The sequence below is a fragment of the Enterococcus sp. DIV1337a genome, from assembly GCF_051712285.1.
Classification (GTDB): Bacteria; Bacillota; Bacilli; order Lactobacillales; family Enterococcaceae; genus Enterococcus; species Enterococcus faecalis.
This window is the reverse complement of record NZ_JBIOOP010000001.1, coordinates 118,521-139,180: the sequence shown is the minus strand read 5'-3', so window position 1 is coordinate 139,180 and position 20,660 is coordinate 118,521. Positions and strand designations below refer to the sequence as shown.

The following is a 20,660-nucleotide window of genomic DNA, read 5'->3' as shown; positions in this document are numbered from 1 at the left end:
TTCGCCACACCTTCGTTCTATTTGAAATACGAATTAATACCCTTCGCCAGTTGTTCCAGAAACAATTGCTACACCCGTACTTGCACCGATACGTGTTGCCCCCGCTTCAATCATTGCTAGCGCTTCTTCTGCGTTATGCACGCCACCAGAAGCCTTAACGCCCATATCAGGACCAACTGTCTCACGCATTAAACGAATGTCTGCTACTTTAGCGCCGCCTGTTGAGAAACCAGTAGATGTTTTAACGAAATCGGCACCCGCTTCTTTGGCTAATTCACACGCTTTAACTTTTTCTTCGTCTGTTAATAATGCTGTTTCAATAATCACTTTGACTAACGCTTTTCCTTTGGCTGCATCTACTACGCCTTGAATGTCTTGACGTACTTGATCGTATTGTTGTGATTTTAATGCACCAATATTAATCACCATATCCACTTCATTCGCACCATTTTTAATCGCATCAGCTGCTTCGTATGCTTTAACTTCTGGTGTATTTGCCCCCAAAGGAAAGCCAATAACAGTACACACAGCGACGTCGGTATCTGCTAATTGCTCGCTAGCAAAAGCGACCCAACAAGGATTGATACATACAGAGAAAAAGTTGTACTCCTTAGCTTCGTCAATAATTTTTTGGACAGCGGCTTCTGTCGCTTCTGGTTTCAAAATAGTGTGGTCAATCATGCGGTTTAATTCCATGATGAGAATTCCTCTTTTCTTTTTGTTTTATTCCGTAATAATATCATGAATCAAAATAGGCTCTTCGCCGGTTGGTCCAATTTCAATGTTTTTATAAAGCAATTGTTCGACTTCTGTCACGTCTTCACGATTGGCATAAATGGTTAATAATGATTCGCCTTTTTCAACTGGGCTCCCTACTTTTTTGTGAAGTTTCAAGCCAACTGCAAAATCAATCGTATCTTCTTTCGTAGCACGACCAGCGCCCAGCAACATTGCGGCAACACCAATTTCATTGGCAACGATTTTTTGTACCACGCCTGTTTCTTTGGCAGGTAAATCAAATTGATAAGTCGCGGTTAATAATTTTTCTGGCTGGTCAACAACGGAACCGTCGCCGCCTTGATTTTCAATCATTTCTTTGAATTTTGCGAGCGCTCGACCGCTTGTTAAAGCTTCTTCTAATAAAGCCCGTGCTTCGTCTAATGTCTCAGCTTTTTTAGCTAAAACGACCATCTGACTCCCTAAGACATAGCACATTTCCACTAAATCTTCTGGCCCATTTCCTTGCAAGGTCTCGATTGCTTCAACGATTTCTAAACTATTTCCGATGGCCTCCCCTAAAGGTTGTGACATGTCTGAAATTACTGCCATCGTTTGGCGATTTGCCAGTTTCCCAATGCGAACCATTGTTTCCGCTAATCGACGAGCACTTGCTAGGTCTTTCATAAAGGCCCCTTCACCAGTAGTCACGTCTAAAACAATCGCATCTGCCCCTGCGGCAATTTTTTTACTCATAATGGAACTTGCAATTAATGGAATTGAGTCAACAGTGGCGGTCACATCACGTAACGCATAAAGTTTTTTGTCTGCTGGTGCCAGATCACCTGACTGACCAATCACTGCCACTTTTGTATCGTTCACCAATTGAATAAAACGTTCTTCTGTCAATTCAACTTTAAAGCCAGGAATCGCTTCTAATTTATCCAACGTACCACCCGTGTAGCCTAAGCCACGACCAGACATTTTTGCTACATTGACCCCGACACTAGCAACTAACGGCGCTAAAATAAGCGTCGTAGTGTCGCCTACGCCACCTGTAGAATGCTTGTCGACTTTGATTCCTTCTATAGAAGAAAGATCCACAATTTCGCCTGAATGGACCATTGCTAACGTCATTTGTGTAATTTCTTCGTCTGTCATATCTTGGTAAAAAACAGCCATTAAAAAGGCACTTACCTGATAATCTGGAATTGAACCATCTGTGTATCCGTTGATAATAAATTGAATTTCTTCGCTTGTTAGTTGATGCCCGTCACGTTTCTTTTCAATAATGTCTACCATTCTCATGAATTCGTTCCCTCCGATTTCCCGATAATGTATTATACAACAAAATCGTTCAGCTTTAAACCATTTAGTAAACCAGTTTACTATTATTTTTTTCTTGTGAAAACGCAAACAACACGAACGTTCTATTTCTAAGCTGTTTTTTAAATCGGTTTTGTACTTTTTCTAGCAATAAACGTCGCATCAAATACTTTATTCGGGACTTTCCCTGTTGGATCTGCAATAGCTTCCACCAAAAATTTTGCTGCATAATAGCCAATATCAAAACTCGGCTGATAGACGGTTGTTAAACTCGGCACCAAATATTCGGAAATTTCCAAGCCATCAAAACCAACCACCGAAATATCGTCTGGAATTTTCTTGCCCACTTCTTCAATGGCTTGATAGGCCCCCATCGCCATTTCATCATTGCCGCAAAAAATTGCTGTGATTTCTTCATTTTTCAAGACTTCTTTCGCCGCAGCATAGCCACCATGTAAGTTCAGCTCCCCTGCACAAACATAATGTGGACAAAAAGGTAAATTGTTGTCCTGTAACGCATGCTGATACGCCGTCACTCGTTCCGTCAAACGATAATAGCCGGCACTTTCGCGCAACATACCAATATGCTGATGCCCTTGTTGAATCAAATGATGGACCGCTTGATAAGCACCTTCATACTCTTTAACGATTAGTCGTCCGTTATCTCGTGGATTAATCCCGCGATCGACAAGAATGACAGGAATCGGATGTTCTCGTCGGTCTTTTAAAATATGATTTTCTGGCAAAACATTCGGCGTGGCAAAAATAATGCCGTCCACCGACCGATGAATCAACTCGCTAACATATTGCATCGCTTGCTCGGAATCATGTTTTGAATTGCATAATAAAATCATGTAGCCTAACGAATTTAAATATGTTTCCACACCTTCAATTACTTTTGAGAAAAAGAAATCCGTCACATCTGGCACAATCATCCCAATGGTTTTGGAATGACGGTTGATTACATTCGAAGCAAAGTAATCTGGTTTGTAATGATTTTCAGCGACTACCGCCAACACCTTGTTGCGGGTTTTTTCACTGAAACGACTCCCTTTATTATTCAGAATTTGTGAGACGGTTGTGACAGAAACACCAGCCATATCAGCAATTTCTTTAATCGTTAGTTTCATCGCGCCCCTCCCAACGTCTCCTTTTGCATTGACAGACATTTGTCGACGTGTTACAGTCTTCAAAATACTTATCGAATCTTTTACATTTTAACAAAAAAAAGACAAAAGAAATAGACTAAAAAGATTAAAAAACAAAAGAAAATGGAGGCTATTTTTCCATGGAAGAATCCCGTGTCCGTCAATTACCAAAAATCGAGCTGCACTGTCACTTAGATGGGTCGATTCGACCAACCACTTTACGCACCATTGCTGAAAAACAAAACATTCCATTACCCCAAGACGAACAAACCTTGAAAGAGTTAGTGGTTGCCCCTGAAAAATGCACCGATTTGAATGATTATTTAACTCGGTTCGACTTCGTGCTAACCTGTCTACAAACAGCCGAAGCTTTGCAAGCAGCGGCGTATGACGTGATTAGCCAAGCTGCCGAAGATGGCGTGGCTTACATAGAGGTGCGTTTTGCGCCTTCGCAACATACAGAAAAAGGCTTACGGTTACCGGAAATCGTGACTGCTGTTTTAACTGGCTTAAAACAAGGCGAAGAAGATTTTGGTGTAAAAAGCAATGCACTGTTATGTGGCATGCGGCATGACCAACAACAAGCCATAGAAAAAATCGTTCACTTAGCGCATGATTTCAGAGAGACAGGCGTTGTCGGCTTTGATTTAGCTGGCAATGAAGTCGATTTTCCTCCATACACATTTGAAGACGTATTAGCTTTAGCCAACCAATTGTCAATTCCATTAACACTCCACGCTGGGGAATGCGGCTGTGGCAAAAATGTCGCTGATGCTGTCACTTTAGGTGCCACTCGGATTGGTCACGGTATTGCTTTGAAAGATACACCCGAATACTTGGCGCTCTTAAAAGAAAAAAAGGTCCTTTTAGAAATGTGTCCAACTAGCAACTTCCAAACAGGCACCGTCAAAACATTGGCTGAATACCCTTTTCAACAATTTATAGAGGCTGGCTTAGCCGTCTGCATCAATACCGATAATCGCACTGTTTCAGATACTACGTTAACGAAAGAATTCATGAAATTGGCCACTTGGTATCAATTAAGTTATGACGAAATGAAGCAACTCACCAAAAATGCGCTTGCAGGTGCTTTTTTATCGCCAGACGAAAAAAAACTGTTGAACCAAAAAATTGATCAAGCGTATCTATTCTAAAAAAGAACCTCCACTAAAGTGGCGGTTCTTTTTTACTCTGCTTCTTTCACACTTCGTAAAATATAATAGCCTTTGTCTTTTGTCACAATTTCAACATTGCCAAATACTTCAGCCATTTTCTTTTCTGCACTAGGTGCACCTTGTTTCTTTTGAATAACCACCGTCAATGTGCCACCAACTTTCAACAACGGAAAAGCCCCTGTTAAAATGCCATGGACAACTTTTTTTCCTGCACGAATGGGCGGATTGCTAACAATTGCCGCGTAGGTCGTTTCGTTTAAGGTGTCATACACATTGGAGGAGTGGATATCCACAGTAGTAATTTGGTTGCGTTGGGCGTTCATTTGAGCTAGCCCAACCGCCCGTTGGTTGACATCTACCATTTCCACCAGTCGACCAGTCGCCGCCGCTAAGGACAACCCAATTGGTCCGTAGCCACAACCAACATCTAACAAACGGCCTGCTGGTAAATTTTCCCATTCAAAAGCATCAATCAACACACGAGAACCATAATCCACTGTTCCTCTTGAGAAGACCCCACTATCGGTCGTAAACTGAAAGGTCCGACCACGTAATGGAAAAGACCAGCTTTCTAAATCATGTGCTAATTCTGGATTTTCTGTATAATAATGATTCGCCATTTTGTTCTTCCTATCTATGCTTGTTTTGGTTTTAGTCTACCTTTTATTTCTCGAACAATCAAGGCACCTAATAATTCATAGCCCACTTGTGAAAAATGCAAACCATCCGCTTGTAAAAACTCATCCGTTCCGGGATAAACAGTCATCGCTTTATACAAATCAATAACTGGCAGGTTATGTGCCGCTCCGACTTCTTGTGCAACCTTGACCAATTCCTTGATACGCGTTTGTGGACGTTCTGGACGTCTGCCACTATCCGCATATGGTGGCGTAATTAAAATCACCTTTTCTGAACCAATTTCGCGAATCATTGTTTCAAGATTTTCTCTAAACGTAGCTACTGTTATATTTCGATCCAGTGACGCATCATTGGCGCCAAAGAAAATCACCACCTCATCAGGTTTCTCAATTAGCACTTCTTTATTTAATCGTTTTAAACCATCTTCTGTTGTATCGCCAGGCATTCCAGCATTAATAATGGCCACTTCTTCTAGACCCATCGCAGCAATATCCCGCTTCACTAAGTCAACAAGAACAGGTGAGACGGCTTCGTCTAAATAACCAGCAGTAATGCTATCACCAAATAATACAATTTTTCTCATGGCTTTTCCCCTCATTTCTAACAGTTTTCTCTTTTCATGATACCATTTTCATCATAAATTGGCGAAGAAGGGAATTCTTTTGTAAAATCCTGTGTTTCCCTTGTGAAATTATGGTAAAATGTACAAAGATTGAACAGGGTTTGGTGGAGGAACAATGGACGATAAAATGAATTACTACCCAATTTCCAGAGAAGAATGGCATGGGTTTTATCATGACGGCAAAGCACCGTTAACCGAAGCAGAATTGGATAACATTAAAAGTGTGAACGACCAAATTTCACTAAAAGATGTACAAGAAATTTATGTGCCCTTAACGCATCTTATTCATTTATACATGAAAGAATTTGAATCGCTCACACTTAGCAAAGGATTATTCCTACATGAATATGTCTCTGTACCACCATTCATCATTGGAATTGCCGGCAGTGTCGCCGTTGGTAAAAGCACCACCGCTCGTCTTTTGCAAAGAATTCTGGCCCGAACGTTTAAACGAAGAAACGTTCAACTCATTACAACGGATGGATTTTTGTATCCCAATAAAGTGTTAGAAGAACAGGGAATTATGGACCGAAAAGGGTTTCCTGAAAGTTATGACATGGAGAAGCTAATTAATTTCTTAAACGAAGTCAAAAGCGGCAAAGACGAAATTAAAGCACCCGTCTATTCTCACAGTGTCTACGATGTTATCGAAGGCGAATATGAGTTGATTCAACAACCAGATATTTTGATTGTTGAAGGCATTAACACATTACAGTTGCCCGCCAATCAACAAATTTATGTGAGTGATTTTTTTGATTTTTCTATTTTTGTGGATGCCGATCCAGCCTTAATTGAAAAATGGTACCTAGAACGTTTTGGGGCCTTATTAGATACGGCTTTCTTAGATCCTAATAATTATTATTACCAATATGCAATTGGCAAACGAGAAGATGCTTTCGCCATGGCACGGAATGTTTGGAAAACCGTGAACTTGCCGAACTTGGAGGAATATATCTTGCCAACGCGCGGACGTGCGGACATTATTTTGCATAAAACGGAAAATCATTTGATTGACCAAATCTATCTACGTAAATATTAAGGGTTGACGAGCTAAGAAATATCCTGTATCTTTTGTAGAAATATCCTTGAAAATTTTCAGCAGAATGCATGACTTTCAAGGAGTAAAATGTTTTAATAAGTATAGCTAGACAAAGAAGAGTACGGAACAAAAGTGAACCACTTTTTAACCGCCTGATTTTCGGCTGTTTGAAAGTAGCCCCTGCGGAATTAAGCCCAAATTTTCTAAAAATCATAAAACAATTTTTGAAAATCCTTTCTTAATTCTTGGCGCTGACCACTTTTTAACCGCCTTTTCTTTAGATAAATTTAAATGGATAAGGGGTAATAGACGTGACTAACGTTGCCGATTTGACATCTGTCGAAAAAATTATTGTTTTAGACTTTGGTAGTCAGTTTAACCAATTGATTACTCGTCGTATTCGTGAATTTGGCGTATTCTCTGAGTTATTAAGCCACCGAACTACGGCAGAAGAAATTCGCAAAATCGCGCCTAAAGGAATCATCTTCTCAGGTGGACCAAACAGCGTGTATGACAAAGATGCTTTTAGCATTGATCCAGAAATTTATGAGTTAGGAATTCCCATTCTTGGCATCTGCTACGGTATGCAATTAATGACTCATAACTTAGGCGGAAAAGTAGAACCTGCCGCAAACCGTGAATACGGAAAAGCAGAATTAGAAATCCTTGGTGATGCGACCTTATTCCAAGGAACACCTGCGAAACAAACCGTTTGGATGAGCCACGGTGATTTAGTAACAGAAATCGCTCCTGGATTCGAAAAAGTTGGGACAAGCAACGACTGTCCAATCGCTTCTATCGAAGATGCCAACCGCAAATTCTACGGTGTACAATTTCACCCAGAAGTTCGTCATTCAGAATATGGTAACGACTTATTACGTCACTTTGCTTTTGATGTGTGTGGCTGTACTGGTGACTGGAGCATGGAAAACTTCATCGATATGGAAGTCGCTAAAATCCGTGAACAAGTAGGCGATAAAAAAGTCTTACTTGGTTTATCAGGTGGCGTTGACTCAAGCGTTGTCGGTGTGCTTTTACAAAAAGCCATTGGCGACCAATTAACTTGTATCTTCGTTGACCACGGATTACTACGTAAAGGTGAAGCGGAACAAGTAATGGAAAGTTTAGGCGGTAAATTTGGCTTAAACATTATTAAAGTAGATGCGAAAGAACGCTTCTTAAGCAAATTAGCAGGCGTTTCTGACCCTGAACAAAAACGTAAAATCATCGGTAACGAATTTGTGTATGTTTTTGATGACGAAGCAACTAAACTTGCCGGGGAAGAAGGCGTTTCATTCCTAGCACAAGGAACTCTTTACACAGACGTCATCGAATCTGGTACAGAAACTGCGCAAACAATTAAATCACATCACAACGTTGGTGGTCTTCCTGAAGACATGCAATTTGAATTAATTGAACCTTTAAATACATTATTTAAAGACGAAGTTCGTGCCTTAGGAACTGAACTTGGCATGCCTGATGCAATCGTTTGGCGCCAACCATTCCCAGGACCAGGATTAGGTATTCGGGTGCTTGGTGAAATTACAGAAGATAAATTACAAATCGTTCGTGATTCAGATGCTATCCTTCGTGAAGAAATCGCGGCAGCTGGCTTAGATCGTGACATTTGGCAGTACTTTACTGTCTTACCTGGCATCCGCTCAGTAGGCGTTATGGGTGACGGCCGTACCTACGATTACACCGTTGGTATCCGTGCTGTGACTTCTATCGACGGTATGACCGCTGACTTTGCCCGTATCCCTTGGGATGTTTTACAAAAAATCTCTGTGCGCATCGTGAACGAAGTTGCACATGTAAACCGTATCGTGTACGATATTACTTCAAAACCACCTGCAACTGTGGAATGGGAATAACAACCAACCCTCTAGAAACGCCTATATAATAGGTTTTCTAGAGGTTTTATTTTTTATTGATCACTGCTTGGTCACACTTTCCTCCCGCCATTCTCCATTTTTCCTTTGCTCCACCGCCCTCAAAGTCCTATAATTTAATCATAAGAATAGTGGCTATTAATAAAATTCATCAATAAAAAGGAAGCGATTTCAACATGTCAAAAGAAACTTTTCTTAAGTATAGTTTTGTCGTCCTCTTCATAGGAATTTTTTTACTTCGTGCCCAAAAAGTTATTTCTGAGCCCCTTTCGTACTTTTTTTCGGGTGTTCTTTTGCTTATTGTTGCGTATTTAATACTCGTGAAAAAAATGAACTTTTTCTCAAATTTGCTCACAGTTACCGACCAGTCTTCTTCTACCCAACAACGAGTAGGTCAAATCTCTGGTCTTGTCAGTTTATTGATTGGTTTACTTCTGGTAATTCTTAGCTTCATTTTCTTTCTCCAACTTTGATTCCCCCTTGACTCTCCCTTCACTCTTGGCTATGATTACCTTAGCAAGTACAATGGCGTACTGTGAACAGTCGAGCAACGGCGCTCAAAAAGATTGGCTTTCGTGCATTCTTTTTGAGGGCTTTTTATTTTTTAGAAAGTAGGGAAATTGAATGAAAAAAATGTACCGCAGTCCGTATGAAGCATACCCGTATCTATCTTCTAAACCAGAAGATTTACGATGTGATTTTGAGTTAATGACTGATGAATTGGCCTCGATGACAGGTCTTCTACGAGGATATGTGCAACAATTAGACGTCCCTGAACAGCCTGCACTAACAGAAGAACTAGCCAAAATTTGCGAGTTAATCTACCATGTCAATCCAACGACCCGAACAAAATTAACAGTCACAGAGGAAGAAATAGCCTGGCTTTTGGAACGTGTCAATGCTATGAATGAACTGACATACGAAGAAAATCGTCCTTTTGTTTTACCGATGGGTACGATCTGTTCCTCTTATGCACACATTTTAAGGGCCAAAGCCAAAGATATTGTTCGTTTACTTTATCGCATGGACTATGGTGGTAAAAAAATTGATCCGCAGCTGTATGATGTAGTCAACTTACTCTCAGGTTATTTTTTCATGTTAGCTTTGTATCTAAATCAGCTCGAAAATGGTGAAGAAGTCCCCTTTGTTTCTCGCAACTATTCTGTTTAAAAAGTACACCGTCCGCTAACGACGAATTGCTAGCGGACGGTGTATTTTTATACAAGCAAGTAAGCTTCCCCTTTTGCAAATAGTTTAGCAGTACCCCCAATAATCACTCGGTCTTCTTTCATTTCACAAGTTAAAAAGCCGCCTCTTGGGGACACTTGATAGGCCGAAAGGGTCGTTTGATTGAGCCGTTTTCCCCAATAAGGAATTAAATTGGCGTGCGCAGAACCACAAACTGGATCTTCATTAATTCTTAGTTTCGGGAAAAAAGTCCGTGAAACAAAATCCACCGAGTCCCCTGGTGCCGTTATAATGACTCCTACGCCTAAATCCAATGCTTTTAATGCAGAAAAATCTGGTGTGATTTTTGCCACTGTCTCTTCGTCTTTTAAGACAAAAAATAAATCGCGGCCTAAATAAGCTTCATAAACTTCCGCTCCTAAAGCGGCTTCATACTCTGGCAAAATTGGAATTCTTTCCGGCAGGATATAAGGAAAATCTAGATAATAGTATTCCTCTTTTTTAGTCACTGCGAGCGGTCCGCTTTGACTAATAAAATGAAGCGTTTCTTCCGCAACAGAATAATAATTAAATAACACAAAAGCCGTCGCTAATGTAGCATGCCCGCACAGATCGATTTCTCGTTCCGGCGTAAACCAACGCAAGGCATAACTCTGTCCCTCTTTGACCGTAAAAGCAGTCTCTGACAAATTATTTTCAATCGCAATGTTTTGCATCACCGCTTCTGGTAACCATTTTTCCAAAACATACACAGCTGCGGGATTGCCTTTAAAAACTTCCTCCGCAAAAGCATCGACAATATAATAGGGATAACTCATTTTATTTCTCTCCTTGCATTTTTTGATAAATATATTCCGCGCAACATAAATCCTCAACTGCTAAGCCAACCGCATCAAAAATCGTGAGGCCTTTCTGCTCCGCCTTTAGTTTAACTTTGCCAGTCACTAATTCGCCGAGAGAACCTACAATTTTTTCAGCTGAAAAGGCACCTTCTGAAATCGGAATTAAAAGATCCCCGCTTTCTTTTAATGCAGCCGCGTACTCATCTACAAACACTTGACTGTTTTTAACAAGGTCACTTGTTAATTCTCTGGAAGTCGGCGTGAATGTACCAATCGCATTGATATGTGCGTTCGGCAAAACGTCTTTTTCTTCTAAAAAGGCATCCTGACTGGAAGTTAGTGTACAGATAATTTCTGCTTCCTGGACGGCTTCTTGGACAGAAGAACAACCAATAAAGGTACATGCGGGGTAATTGTGCTGTTGCTTAGCGATTAATTTTCGTGCGCGTTCTGCCGTTCGGTCATATATAAAAACCTTTTCAATCGCCCGAACGCTTTGTAGCGCTGCGAGATGAGACGAAGCTTGTTGGCCCGCACCAATCAAAGCGATACTTTTTGCCCTTGGAGCTGCTAAATAATCAGTTGCCAAAGCAGAAACAGCTGCTGTGCGAAGCCACGTAATCGCATTGGCATCCATCATCGCGACTGGACTTCCAGTAGAACTATCAAACAATAGAATTTGACCAAGATGTGAGGCCAAATTTTTTTGCGGATTTTCTGGAAAAGCTGTAATGATTTTTGCCCCAAAAAAGCGATTTTTCCCTAAGTAAGCAGGCATTAATGCAAAAAGATTCTGATTTTCTCCATCTGGTAAAACCTCTACATGGCGCTCACTTTGCGAAATTTTGCCTTTTTCCAACTCAGCAAAGCAACGTTTCATCACTTGAATTGCTTCGGAAAACGACAATTGTTGAATAACCCTCTCGTAAGAAATAATGTCCATCTGAATTCCTCCCTTTGCGCTATCATAAACCAGACAAACAATACACTCAATGCTATAATTGTATGGAATACAATTTTATAGAAAGGAAGTTCCCCTCATGCCGATTAATTCCTATGAGAACTATGCGTTGTCATGGCGCCCTGTTAAAGAACGTTTAACAAGACCTTATTACCAATCATTGGTTCAACAATTAGAAGCAGATATCTTATCTGGTGCACTTCAAAAAAATGTGAAATTGCCTTCGCAAAGAGAATTAGCTGATTACTTGGATCTGAATTTCACGACGATTGGTCAAGCCTATAAACACGCTATGGAAAAAGGCTTACTTTATACCAACATCGGTAGCGGCACTTTCGTTTCTCCCAACGCGTTTCACTCAATTACAATCTCTACCAACCAAGTAGCGGATCATCTAATTGATTTAGGGCTGGTTAGTTCCTTTGATATGTGTAATCAGCGGATTTTGCCTTTTGTTGAATCCGTTAGTAAAAATGCGGCCCTTAACAGTTTGCTAAATTATCGCGATCCTTTAGGTACGTACTTTCAACGAGCAACCGCTGCCGAATGGCTTCAGACACAAGGCGTTCGAACCAATGCTGAAGAGATTGCCATTGTATCTGGTGTCCAGAATGGGCTAGCCGTGACGTTAGCCGCTGCTTTTTCTCCAGGTCAGCGGATTGCCGTAGATCGATACACATATTCAAATTTTATTGAACTCGCCCAGCTTTATCACCTAGAAATCGTCCCGATTGGCTATGATTCCGAGGGGATGGACCCAGAGCATTTACTGCAAGAATGCAAAAAGAAAAAAATACACGGCATTTTCTTAATGCCCGCATGTAATAATCCGATTGGTTTCCAAATGTCTAGCGCCCGCCGAATGACGTTAGCTGAAATCATTCAGCAAGAACACTTATGGGTAATTGAAGATGACATTCATTCTTTTTTAACAACTTATGCGCAGCAAGCAGTTTTACCAACGTTTCAAGAACTCTTACCTCAACAAACGATTTACTTAGCGGGGATGACAAAATTTGTCTGTACAGGCTTACGCATTGCATACCTTGTTTTCCCCCCACTTCTTCGTCAAGAAATCGAGCGTGCGATTTTTAACATTAATGTTAAAACTTCTGGCTTTGATGCTGAAATTGTCACCCAAGTCTTACGCTCACCAGTTGCAGAAGAATTGGCGATAGAAAAATTGGCTTTAACAAAACAAGCTAATGACTTATTTGATACCATTTTTGGGTTAGCTAGACCTAGCAATCCTTTGCCGTACTACCGAATTATTCCCCTTTCTACCAAAAAAACGGCGCCGCAAATTGAACAAGTATTTCTTCAAAATGGAGTGCGTCTTTTTCACTCGAGCCGCTTTACTGTGCAAAATCAGCCAGATGCTTTTTTACGAATTTCCTTGGCCTCCAATCAGCTTGAAGTATTGGCGAAAGGATTAACCATTATTCAAGAACTCTTACCAACGTTAAACGAAAAGAAAGGACACTCACTATGAATTCATTGCCAATACTAGAAAAAGCCGTGGGCGCAATCACGCTGCTTTCCGAAGAACAACAAAATGCCGAATATGAAGGCTTTTTATGCCAAGTTAATGAATCGCAACAACTTATCCGCAGTCGCTTAGCCAAAAAAACGCCGAAAAAAGAAGGCTATTTTGTAGCCTTCTGGGAAAAAAATCAACAAAATCAGAACGAAGCCTTTGATGCAACGGAAGCCCCTGAAATGTTAGCAATTGTCATTGACGACCAAGAAAAGCAAGGTCTCTTTCTTCTGCCGAAAGAATGTTTAATCCAACAAAAAATTCTCAAAACGCACCAACAAAAAGGCAAAATGGCGGCCCGTTTTTATCCTTCTTGGTGCCAAAATCTTAATCAAACCGCGAAAAAAACACAAAAATGGCAACTAACTTACTTTACTGATTTATCTAAATACTAAGAGCGTGGGACAAAAATCACTTTGGATTTTTGCTCCACGCTCAAAAACTTATAAACGGCGGGAACAGAAGCAACACTACGCGTTGCTTCGATCTCAACAACTTCTAAGAGCTAAAGCTCTAAGAGTTGAAGGTCCTTCGGAAATAAGCCGAAATTCTCCAAAAATTACAGAACAATTTTCGAAAATTCCTTCTTATTTCTCGGAGTTAAACGCTTCTGTCCCGACCTCGTTTATTTTACTGTTTAGCCAATTGGTGGCGTACCTTCTGCGTTCCCAGCAATCGCTTCGATTTGAATCTGGGCACCTTTTGGTAAATCCGTCACACCAATCACTCTTCTGGCAGGCGTGCCTTCAGGGAAGTACGTTTGGTAGACGTCATCCACTGCCGCCAGCTCTTCAATCTCTTTCACAAAAATATTCACTTTCACCAGATCAGCTAAGCTGTGATCCACACTTTCAATAGTCGCTTTGATGTTTTCTAAACATTGCGTCGTTTGTTCCTTGATTCCGCCAGCGACTAACGCATTTTTTTTAGGGTCCAATGGTAGCTGAGCTGATAGATGGTTGTAATGAGAAAAAGCAACAGTTTGTGTCGAAAATGGACACTTCGGTGCGTGATCTGTATTATTTGCTTCAATAATTAATCCATGTCGATCTTCAATCGCTTGTGGTGGCGTACCATCCCCATGAGAAACCACCGCTTCTACTTGAACCACCGCGCCCATTGGTAAATCAGCAACAGCAATCACTGTTCGTGCTGGCATGTAATTGACCGTACGCGCAATTCCTGAATCTGGGAAAAAAGCGGCATATACTTGATTGACAGCTTCTAGCTTAGATAAATCTTTTAAATAAATATTGACCTTCACAATATCATCAAAAGGCACATCAATACTGGTTAAAATGGCTTTTATGTTTTTCAAACATTGTTTTGTTTGCGTTTTAACACAGCCAGCCACAACTCTGCCCGTTTGAGGATCTATAGGCAATTGTGCAGACAGATTGTTATAGTGAGAAAACGCGACCGTTTGACTGGCTAGAGCATCAATTGGTGCCTGAACAGTCTGATTTGTTAATTTAATTAAATCCCCAGCTTGAGGTGCATTAGGGATAGTTCCTTCCCCATTTGAAACAAGTGCCTCCATTTGAATAGAAGCGCCTAACGGCAAATCTGCGACGGCGACCACTGTTTTAGCTGGATAATAATGGGTAAAAAAGGCCGCATAGACCTCCTCAACTGCGGCAGCATCCCGCATATCTTTGACAAAAATGGTCATTCTGACAATGTCACTCATCACATGGTTGATACTTTCAACAACCGCTTGGATATTTTTCAAACATTGTGTCGCTTGGGCCCGAATGCCACCTTCTACCAATTGTCCAGAGGTTGGCTCAATAGGTAACTGTGCCGACAAATGATTATAGTGGGAAAATGCGACTGTTTGGGCTGCGAGAGGATGCTTTGGTGCACGCTCTGTATTTCTTGCTAAGACGATATTTTCATTACTCATAACTCTACTCCTTTTTTAGCATTCCAACAAAAATGATTCCGCTTACATTTTCAAACATTAAACTTCCAACAAGCTCCTTTTTATTTTCCTGCTTTTCTATTAGTGGTGATAGCTTTCCACCACCACTTCTTTCAGTCTACAATAAGAACAGGAACATTTCAATAAGGCATTCCTAAATTGATTGTTGGCACTCAAACAAATCTTCTTCAGTTAAAGAAGGCTGAGGTCGGGAAAGAACCGTTTAGCTCCGAGAAATAAGAAGAAATTTCCGAAAATTGTCATAAAACACAACGAGGTACGAGTTGATGTTGCATGATACACTACACTCCGTTTCGTTCGCATCAATTTCTACGCATGGAACATGCTAGAATTGAAGGACCCTGTGTTCTTTAATTTTTGGAGACCAAGTCCTTCAATTCTTAGTGATTTATCACTTAGAGATTGATGAGATCGGAGCTCTGCGAAGTAGGTATTGTTCATCATCGAATCACTACGTTCTTCGTGATTCTCAACACTTGGAAGGATTAAGATGCGCCGAACACTTGTGTGAGAAAGTCAATTTCGGCTTATTTCCGAAGGACCTTCAACTCTTAGAGCTTTAGCTCTTAGAAGTTGTTGAGATCGGAGCAACGCGTAGTGTTGGTTCTGTTCCCGCCGTTTATCAGGTTTTGTCCCAGGATCAGTCTTTATAGATAACTCGTTGCCTTTAACTAGTTTTATTTAACAACCATATACTCACGATAATTTTCCGAGAACGTATCCATTAGCGTATAAATTCGTTCAAAATCATAGTCACGACGAGGGTCATCATACCAAACACATTGAATACTTCCAATAATTGGAAGATTTGGGCTACCTGCTGGCACATCCGTAAACGCTTTTTTCGACATATTTGCTAAAGCATCGTCATATTGATAAATGCCAGAATCAACATTGCCAGCTACCCAATACCACGCATCATTGGTATTAAAAATTTTGTGTCCTTTTTGAACAAAGTACTCAGGTTTGGCTACGTCATATCCACTCCAACCTGCTGTCCAGTAAGAAATAATAATCTCTGGGTCAAATGTACCGAAAGAATCGTCGCTGTTGTAATAAATGCCATCATTAAAGCTCATTGGCTGCATGCCCGCATCTTTAATTATTTTAGCTAAATCATTCGCATAAGCGACAAAATCTTTGTAGCGCCCAGAAGATTGCAGTTTTGCCCAGCCGCCTGTGTCGACATCATTTGCATACTCATCGCCACCAAAATTGAAAATTTCACTATGCGCGGAAAAATAAGCCACGTACTTACTGATAATCGCCTTTGTGAAATTCACTGCCTTTTGGTTCCCTAAATCTACTGTTCGTTTTGAGCCATCAAAAGCGGGCTTTTTAATCGCTAGTTTTTCCATAGCCACTAACAACGCATCCATATGTCCTGGACTGTTAATCACGGGAATGATGTTGATGTTGCGCGCTTTCGCAAAAGCCAACAACCGATCCATTTCTTTTTGTGTTAACGCGTTGCCATTAGGATCATTGTAATACGCGTTGTTGCCTCGTTGGATTGCTTTTGAAACCCGGTTGTGGTTGTATTTTTTACCATTCACATTGACCGACATATCATCCAAGATAAACCGTAAGCCATCATTACCTAAAATTAATTGGACATCTGTGTACCCATTTTGACTGGCTTTGGCCACTAATTCTTCCAGTTGTTCCACGGAAAAATATTTTCTTCCCGCATCAATGGAAAAGACACTTTTTAAAGGTTGTGTTTGTTTCTCTTTTAAATTATCCAAAGCTGTTTGGACCTCCGTTTGCCAAGTAGTCACTTGTGCGGCTGTATACGTTTTTCCCGCAAGTTCTGTTGCGACTGTCTCTTTTGTTGTTTGTAGTGCTTGAATCGTTTCTGGTGTATAGTTTTCTGCCTTTTCAATGGCTGTAACTGCTTGATCCAACGCACGATATAAAGTGGTTAAGTCAATGGCTAACAGGCCTTTTTCTAATTCAGCATCATAGGTATTTGAAATCCCTTGGCCATAATCGCCACCTAAAATAGCTTTATTCACATCATAAAGCGTTGTTGCTTGTGTCACTGCTTCTGCGGCTTTATTTTGTGCTTCAAGGTCTGTGTTGGCGTAGCTAATTCGTTTTAAATAGTGTTGCGCAGCCGCTTTCATCTCTGCAAGAGAAACGCCTTTACTCTCTGCAATGGCCGTTTTTGTCCAAAGTAAATTGGAAGGTTTTATCTGATTTAAATCGTCTTCATTATAGGTGCGACCATCGCGATCTAAGGCATAGAGGAACATGCCCCCTAAATTATTTTCATAAGAATAACGAGCTACTTTATACATGTTACTTTCCATATACGGCTCTTTTGTGTCATACCAGCGGTTGCGATCTTGCTCTTCTGGGAAAGTTAATCCTGGAACAAATCGTTCCCCATTGAGAACCGGACTTAAATTATTTAATGCTCGTTGCGTGCGTTGGTCATCGCTACCATACTGTTGATACGCGAGAAAATCGAAACAGTCACTGACATCTTGTAAAGGTGGTAAATATTCTGCATTGGTATCATACAAAAATGGACGATCCGTTCCCGACTTCGGTCCAATGTATTTTGATAATGCACGAATGACACCATTAGATAGAACAATATCTTTTTCACTTGGACGAGTTTCCATGTCAATATCTAACCCATCAATTCCTAAATCATCGACAAATTTGGTTAACAACTCTTTCGCATAAGCATCAAATTCTGCTTCTGTAGGCGTTGCTCCTGCATAAGGAACTTTTAATAGTTCGCTGTAATCAATTCCACGAACTAAACGAACACCTCGTGCATGCAGTGCTGGCGCATACTCATTTTTTAACGTATCATAAAATGGCTGTGCAAGTGCTTCTTGTCCTTTTGGCACATAACTAAAGACATTCACAATGTCAATACCATAAGGAATATCGTGCATCGTTAGCCAATTTTCATCTGGCAATGTTGTATTAACCCCTTGCATCGTTTTGTCACGCCAGGCCCGATAGTAAACCATAAAATGTTTCTCTTGGGTCGGCTCATTGGCTTGGCTGACCATCGGTTGATGAAACAAACTAAATAAGATAAACGCCAAGCCAACCAATAACGAAAGACCCAGCCAACTGACAATTGTTTCTCTGTTTTCTCCTCTTCTTGTCGATAAATTGTTCCCCACTTTGAACACCATTCCTTTCTGCACTCCGTTCATTTTTGTGTATCCGCCCAAAAAGAAAGCGCATACACAACCATCAATAGAATAACAAAAAATAACGAATTTGCAAAATAGAAACTGGAAAAATGAGGATTTTCTATAAAAATCTTTCCCCGTCTAAAATCACTTTCGTTAGACGGCGTTTAAATGGTAAACTTTGAGACTTGCAAGAAAAATAGGCCTGTTTTTCTTGCAAGTCTCCTTTACTTAGTCGTGATCAACATCGGCGATTTTCACAACAATTTTCCCTTGCGCTCGTCCTGTCAATGAATAATCTACCGCTTCTTGAATTTGGCTAAAAGGAACGACTCGGTCAATTATCGGCTGTAATTTTCCCTGTTCAATGAACTCAGTGAGTAAAGCTAATTGATCGCCATCTGGACGCATAAATAAAAAATGATAACTAACATCTGTGGCTTGCTCCAAGCGATGAATCTTGCGAGTGGCTATTTTAAAGGCCCATTGTTTCCAAAGCGGCAAGCCATACTCTTTAGCAAAACGTTCATTAGGAATGCCTGACAATGTAACGACTTTTCCCTGAGGTTTAACCACTGAGAAAGCTTTTTCTAAGATTGTACCCCCCATTGTATCAAACACATAATCGTAGTCGGATAAAACTTCTTCAAAATTTTGCGTCCGATAGTCAATCACTTCATCTGCTCCCAACGCTTGAACCCATTCTTTATTTCTACTACTCGTTGTGGTGGCAACGTAAGCGCCCGCTAGTTTTGCTAATTGAATCGCAATGGTTCCAATCCCTCCTGAACCTGCTTGAATCAGGACTTTCTGGCCTAGCTGCACATGCATAATATCATGTAGCGCTTGATAACTTGTCAAACCGACTAACGGAATGGCCGCAGCTTCTTCAAACGTCAAATTTTTCGGCTTCATAGCTACAGCCGCTTGATCCACTGCAATATATTCAGCAAAAGTTCCCACGCGATTTTTGGGTACTCGCCCGTAAACTGCATCGCCCAGCCTAAAATTTTGAACATTTTTTCCAACAGAGACAACAATCCCAGCAAAATCACTGCCTAAAATCAGTGGCATTTGATAATTTAAAAGCATCTTTACTTTGCCATCTTTTGTTTTTAAATCAATCGGATTAATACTGGCAGCGATAATTTTGACCAAAACATCATTGTCATGAATGGTGGGTAAGGGCACCTCCTCGATTGCTAATTCTTTTTGCCCGTATTTATGAATTAAAGCGGCTTTCATCATTGAATCTTTCCTCTCTTTCTATCACTTTTATTGGTTTAAAAGTTTAAACCTTTAATCAATTAGTATCTTAACGAAGAATGGAATCCACGTCAAGTTTCAGCCCTCAGCGTATTTCATTGACAAAAAACACGAAAAATGGTTTAATCGTTTAAAAATACGAACCAAAGAGGCGGGAAAATATGAAAGAGTTAGAAGAAATTCAAACAGAATTTACTGCGCTTAGTGATTTTTTAATCGCGTTGGGTGATGAAAAACGTCAAGCAATTATTATTGCACTGCTAGAAGACCAAGCCTGTGTTGGCCGTCGTGTCACTGAGTTAACAGAGGCGACACAGCTCTCACGGCCCGCGGTTTCTCACCACTTAAAAATTTTGAAACAAGCCAAATTAATTGATTGTCGCAGTGAAGGAACTAAAAATTATTACTCACTTTCTCACGATATCACCAAAATTAAGCAACTCCAACAACTATTGACCCACATTACGTCGATTATGCCAGGGAGGAAGCAAGCATGAAAAAAATTCTCATAGTCCTTACAAACGTTTCTCGTTATCACGGCACCGAAGAACCGACTGGCCTCTGGCTTGGTGAAGCCACGGAGTTCGTGGAAGAAGTAACCAAAGCAGGATTTTCAGTTGACTATGTTAGTCCCCAAGGAGGCTATGTCCCCTTGGACCCCCGGAGTATGAAATATGTAGATTCATCCATTATGGCGGTTTACGAAAGTGCTGATTTTCAAGAACGAGCGCTAGCGCATTCCCTCTCTCTTGAAGAAATTGAGCCAGATGAATACGCAGCAATTTACTTTACAGGAGGCCATGGCGTTATGTGGGACTTTCCTGATAATCCTCAGTTGCAAGCAATCACTCGCAGCCTTTACGAACAGGGCAAATACCTAACTTCTGTTTGTCACGGAATTGCTGGTCTTTTAAATGTCAAAGATGCATCAGGAAATTATTTGATTGCAGATAAAACCATTACTGGCTTCACTACGGCAGAAGAAATTTTAGCCATGAAAAAAGCAGTTGTTCCTTTCTTAAACGAAACAATTGCCAAAGAACATGGTGCTACTTTTGCGAAGAAACGCCCCTATAAAGAATTTGCGTATCAAGATGGCCGTATAATCACTGGGCAAAATCCTTTTTCTGTCCGCGCTGTTGCAAGATTGTTAATTCAACAATTATCAACATGAAACAACAGCGACTACTTTTAGGTAG

General features: G+C 40.6%; 19 protein-coding genes. 9 read left to right on the top strand and 10 right to left on the bottom strand.

Features of this window, described 5'->3' with window-relative positions; all coding sequences use genetic code 11:
* Positions 1-33: 33 nt before the first annotated feature.
* The 3 genes from deoC to IGL49_RS00600 form a co-directional block, all read right to left on the bottom strand.
* Positions 34-696, bottom strand: coding sequence for a deoxyribose-phosphate aldolase (deoC, locus tag IGL49_RS00610; RefSeq protein WP_104854634.1), 663 nt, complete (start codon positions 694-696; stop codon positions 34-36).
* 27 nt (positions 697-723) lie between these two features.
* A complete protein-coding gene (locus IGL49_RS00605) occupies positions 724-2,025 on the bottom strand; it encodes a pyrimidine-nucleoside phosphorylase (RefSeq protein ID WP_104854635.1) in 1,302 nt (433 codons plus the stop codon).
* Positions 2,026-2,165: 140 nt separating this feature from the next.
* Positions 2,166-3,173, bottom strand: a complete 1,008-nt coding sequence (locus IGL49_RS00600) for a substrate-binding domain-containing protein (RefSeq protein WP_104854636.1) — start codon at positions 3,171-3,173, stop codon at positions 2,166-2,168.
* 158 nt (positions 3,174-3,331) lie between these two features.
* Here IGL49_RS00600 and add point away from each other — a divergent pair, with 158 nt between their 5' ends.
* A complete protein-coding gene (add, locus tag IGL49_RS00595; protein WP_104854637.1) occupies positions 3,332-4,345 on the top strand; it encodes an adenosine deaminase in 1,014 nt (337 codons plus the stop codon).
* Between the two features lie 32 nt (positions 4,346-4,377).
* Here the strand turns inward: add and IGL49_RS00590 are convergent, their stop codons facing one another.
* Complete coding sequence (locus tag IGL49_RS00590) at positions 4,378-4,986, bottom strand: class I SAM-dependent methyltransferase (RefSeq protein ID WP_104854638.1); 609 nt, start codon at positions 4,984-4,986, stop codon at positions 4,378-4,380.
* A 14-nt stretch (positions 4,987-5,000) separates the two neighbouring features.
* On the bottom strand, positions 5,001-5,588 hold the full coding sequence (locus tag IGL49_RS00585) for an SGNH/GDSL hydrolase family protein (RefSeq protein WP_104854639.1): 588 nt from the start codon (positions 5,586-5,588) through the stop codon (positions 5,001-5,003).
* A 154-nt stretch (positions 5,589-5,742) separates the two neighbouring features.
* On the opposite strand from IGL49_RS00585, the gene coaA reads away from it, so the two are divergent.
* From coaA to IGL49_RS00565, 4 genes are all read left to right on the top strand, one after another.
* The gene (coaA, locus tag IGL49_RS00580; protein WP_002356160.1) at positions 5,743-6,666 is read left to right on the top strand and encodes a type I pantothenate kinase; all 924 of its coding nucleotides are present in this window, start codon (positions 5,743-5,745) and stop codon (positions 6,664-6,666) included.
* Between the two features lie 311 nt (positions 6,667-6,977).
* Positions 6,978-8,540 carry a glutamine-hydrolyzing GMP synthase gene (gene guaA / locus IGL49_RS00575; protein ID WP_002356158.1) on the top strand — a complete coding sequence of 521 codons (1,563 nt, stop codon included), beginning with the start codon at positions 6,978-6,980 and terminating at the stop codon, positions 8,538-8,540.
* A 194-nt stretch (positions 8,541-8,734) separates the two neighbouring features.
* Positions 8,735-9,031: a hypothetical protein gene (locus tag IGL49_RS00570; RefSeq protein WP_104854640.1), complete on the top strand. Its 297-nt coding sequence runs from the start codon at positions 8,735-8,737 to the stop codon at positions 9,029-9,031.
* Positions 9,032-9,182: 151 nt separating this feature from the next.
* Positions 9,183-9,728: an ATP:cob(I)alamin adenosyltransferase gene (locus tag IGL49_RS00565; RefSeq protein ID WP_162782658.1), complete on the top strand. Its 546-nt coding sequence runs from the start codon at positions 9,183-9,185 to the stop codon at positions 9,726-9,728.
* A 47-nt stretch (positions 9,729-9,775) separates the two neighbouring features.
* On the opposite strand, the gene IGL49_RS00560 is transcribed toward IGL49_RS00565, so the two are convergent.
* Together IGL49_RS00560 and IGL49_RS00555 are read right to left on the bottom strand one after the other, a co-directional pair.
* The gene (locus tag IGL49_RS00560) at positions 9,776-10,564 is read right to left on the bottom strand and encodes a PhzF family phenazine biosynthesis protein (protein ID WP_104854642.1); all 789 of its coding nucleotides are present in this window, start codon (positions 10,562-10,564) and stop codon (positions 9,776-9,778) included.
* Position 10,565: 1 nt separating this feature from the next.
* On the bottom strand, positions 10,566-11,531 hold the full coding sequence (locus IGL49_RS00555; protein ID WP_104854643.1) for an ornithine cyclodeaminase family protein: 966 nt from the start codon (positions 11,529-11,531) through the stop codon (positions 10,566-10,568).
* 97 nt (positions 11,532-11,628) lie between these two features.
* On the opposite strand from IGL49_RS00555, the gene IGL49_RS00550 reads away from it, so the two are divergent.
* Complete coding sequence (locus tag IGL49_RS00550) at positions 11,629-13,041, top strand: PLP-dependent aminotransferase family protein (RefSeq protein WP_104854644.1); 1,413 nt, start codon at positions 11,629-11,631, stop codon at positions 13,039-13,041.
* Complete coding sequence (locus tag IGL49_RS00545) at positions 13,038-13,481, top strand: MepB family protein (RefSeq protein WP_104854645.1); 444 nt, start codon at positions 13,038-13,040, stop codon at positions 13,479-13,481. The genes IGL49_RS00550 and IGL49_RS00545 overlap by 4 nt, the downstream gene beginning before the upstream one ends.
* A gap of 242 nt (positions 13,482-13,723) precedes the next feature.
* Here IGL49_RS00545 and IGL49_RS00540 read toward each other — a convergent pair whose 3' ends face one another.
* The 3 genes from IGL49_RS00540 to IGL49_RS00530 all read right to left on the bottom strand — a co-directional run bounded on the left by IGL49_RS00540 (position 13,724) and on the right by IGL49_RS00530 (position 19,443).
* On the bottom strand, positions 13,724-14,992 hold the full coding sequence (locus IGL49_RS00540; protein ID WP_104854646.1) for a RidA family protein: 1,269 nt from the start codon (positions 14,990-14,992) through the stop codon (positions 13,724-13,726).
* Between the two features lie 716 nt (positions 14,993-15,708).
* Positions 15,709-18,216: an EndoS/ChiA family endoglycosidase gene (locus IGL49_RS00535; RefSeq protein WP_104854647.1), complete on the bottom strand. Its 2,508-nt coding sequence runs from the start codon at positions 18,214-18,216 to the stop codon at positions 15,709-15,711.
* A gap of 210 nt (positions 18,217-18,426) precedes the next feature.
* A complete protein-coding gene (locus tag IGL49_RS00530) occupies positions 18,427-19,443 on the bottom strand; it encodes an NADP-dependent oxidoreductase (protein ID WP_162782659.1) in 1,017 nt (338 codons plus the stop codon).
* Between the two features lie 179 nt (positions 19,444-19,622).
* Here IGL49_RS00530 and IGL49_RS00525 point away from each other — a divergent pair, with 179 nt between their 5' ends.
* Complete coding sequence (locus IGL49_RS00525) at positions 19,623-19,958, top strand: ArsR/SmtB family transcription factor (protein ID WP_104854648.1); 336 nt, start codon at positions 19,623-19,625, stop codon at positions 19,956-19,958.
* Positions 19,955-20,635: a type 1 glutamine amidotransferase domain-containing protein gene (locus tag IGL49_RS00520; RefSeq protein WP_104854649.1), complete on the top strand. Its 681-nt coding sequence runs from the start codon at positions 19,955-19,957 to the stop codon at positions 20,633-20,635. Before IGL49_RS00525 ends, IGL49_RS00520 begins: the two co-directional genes overlap by 4 nt.
* Positions 20,636-20,660 lie beyond the last annotated feature (25 nt).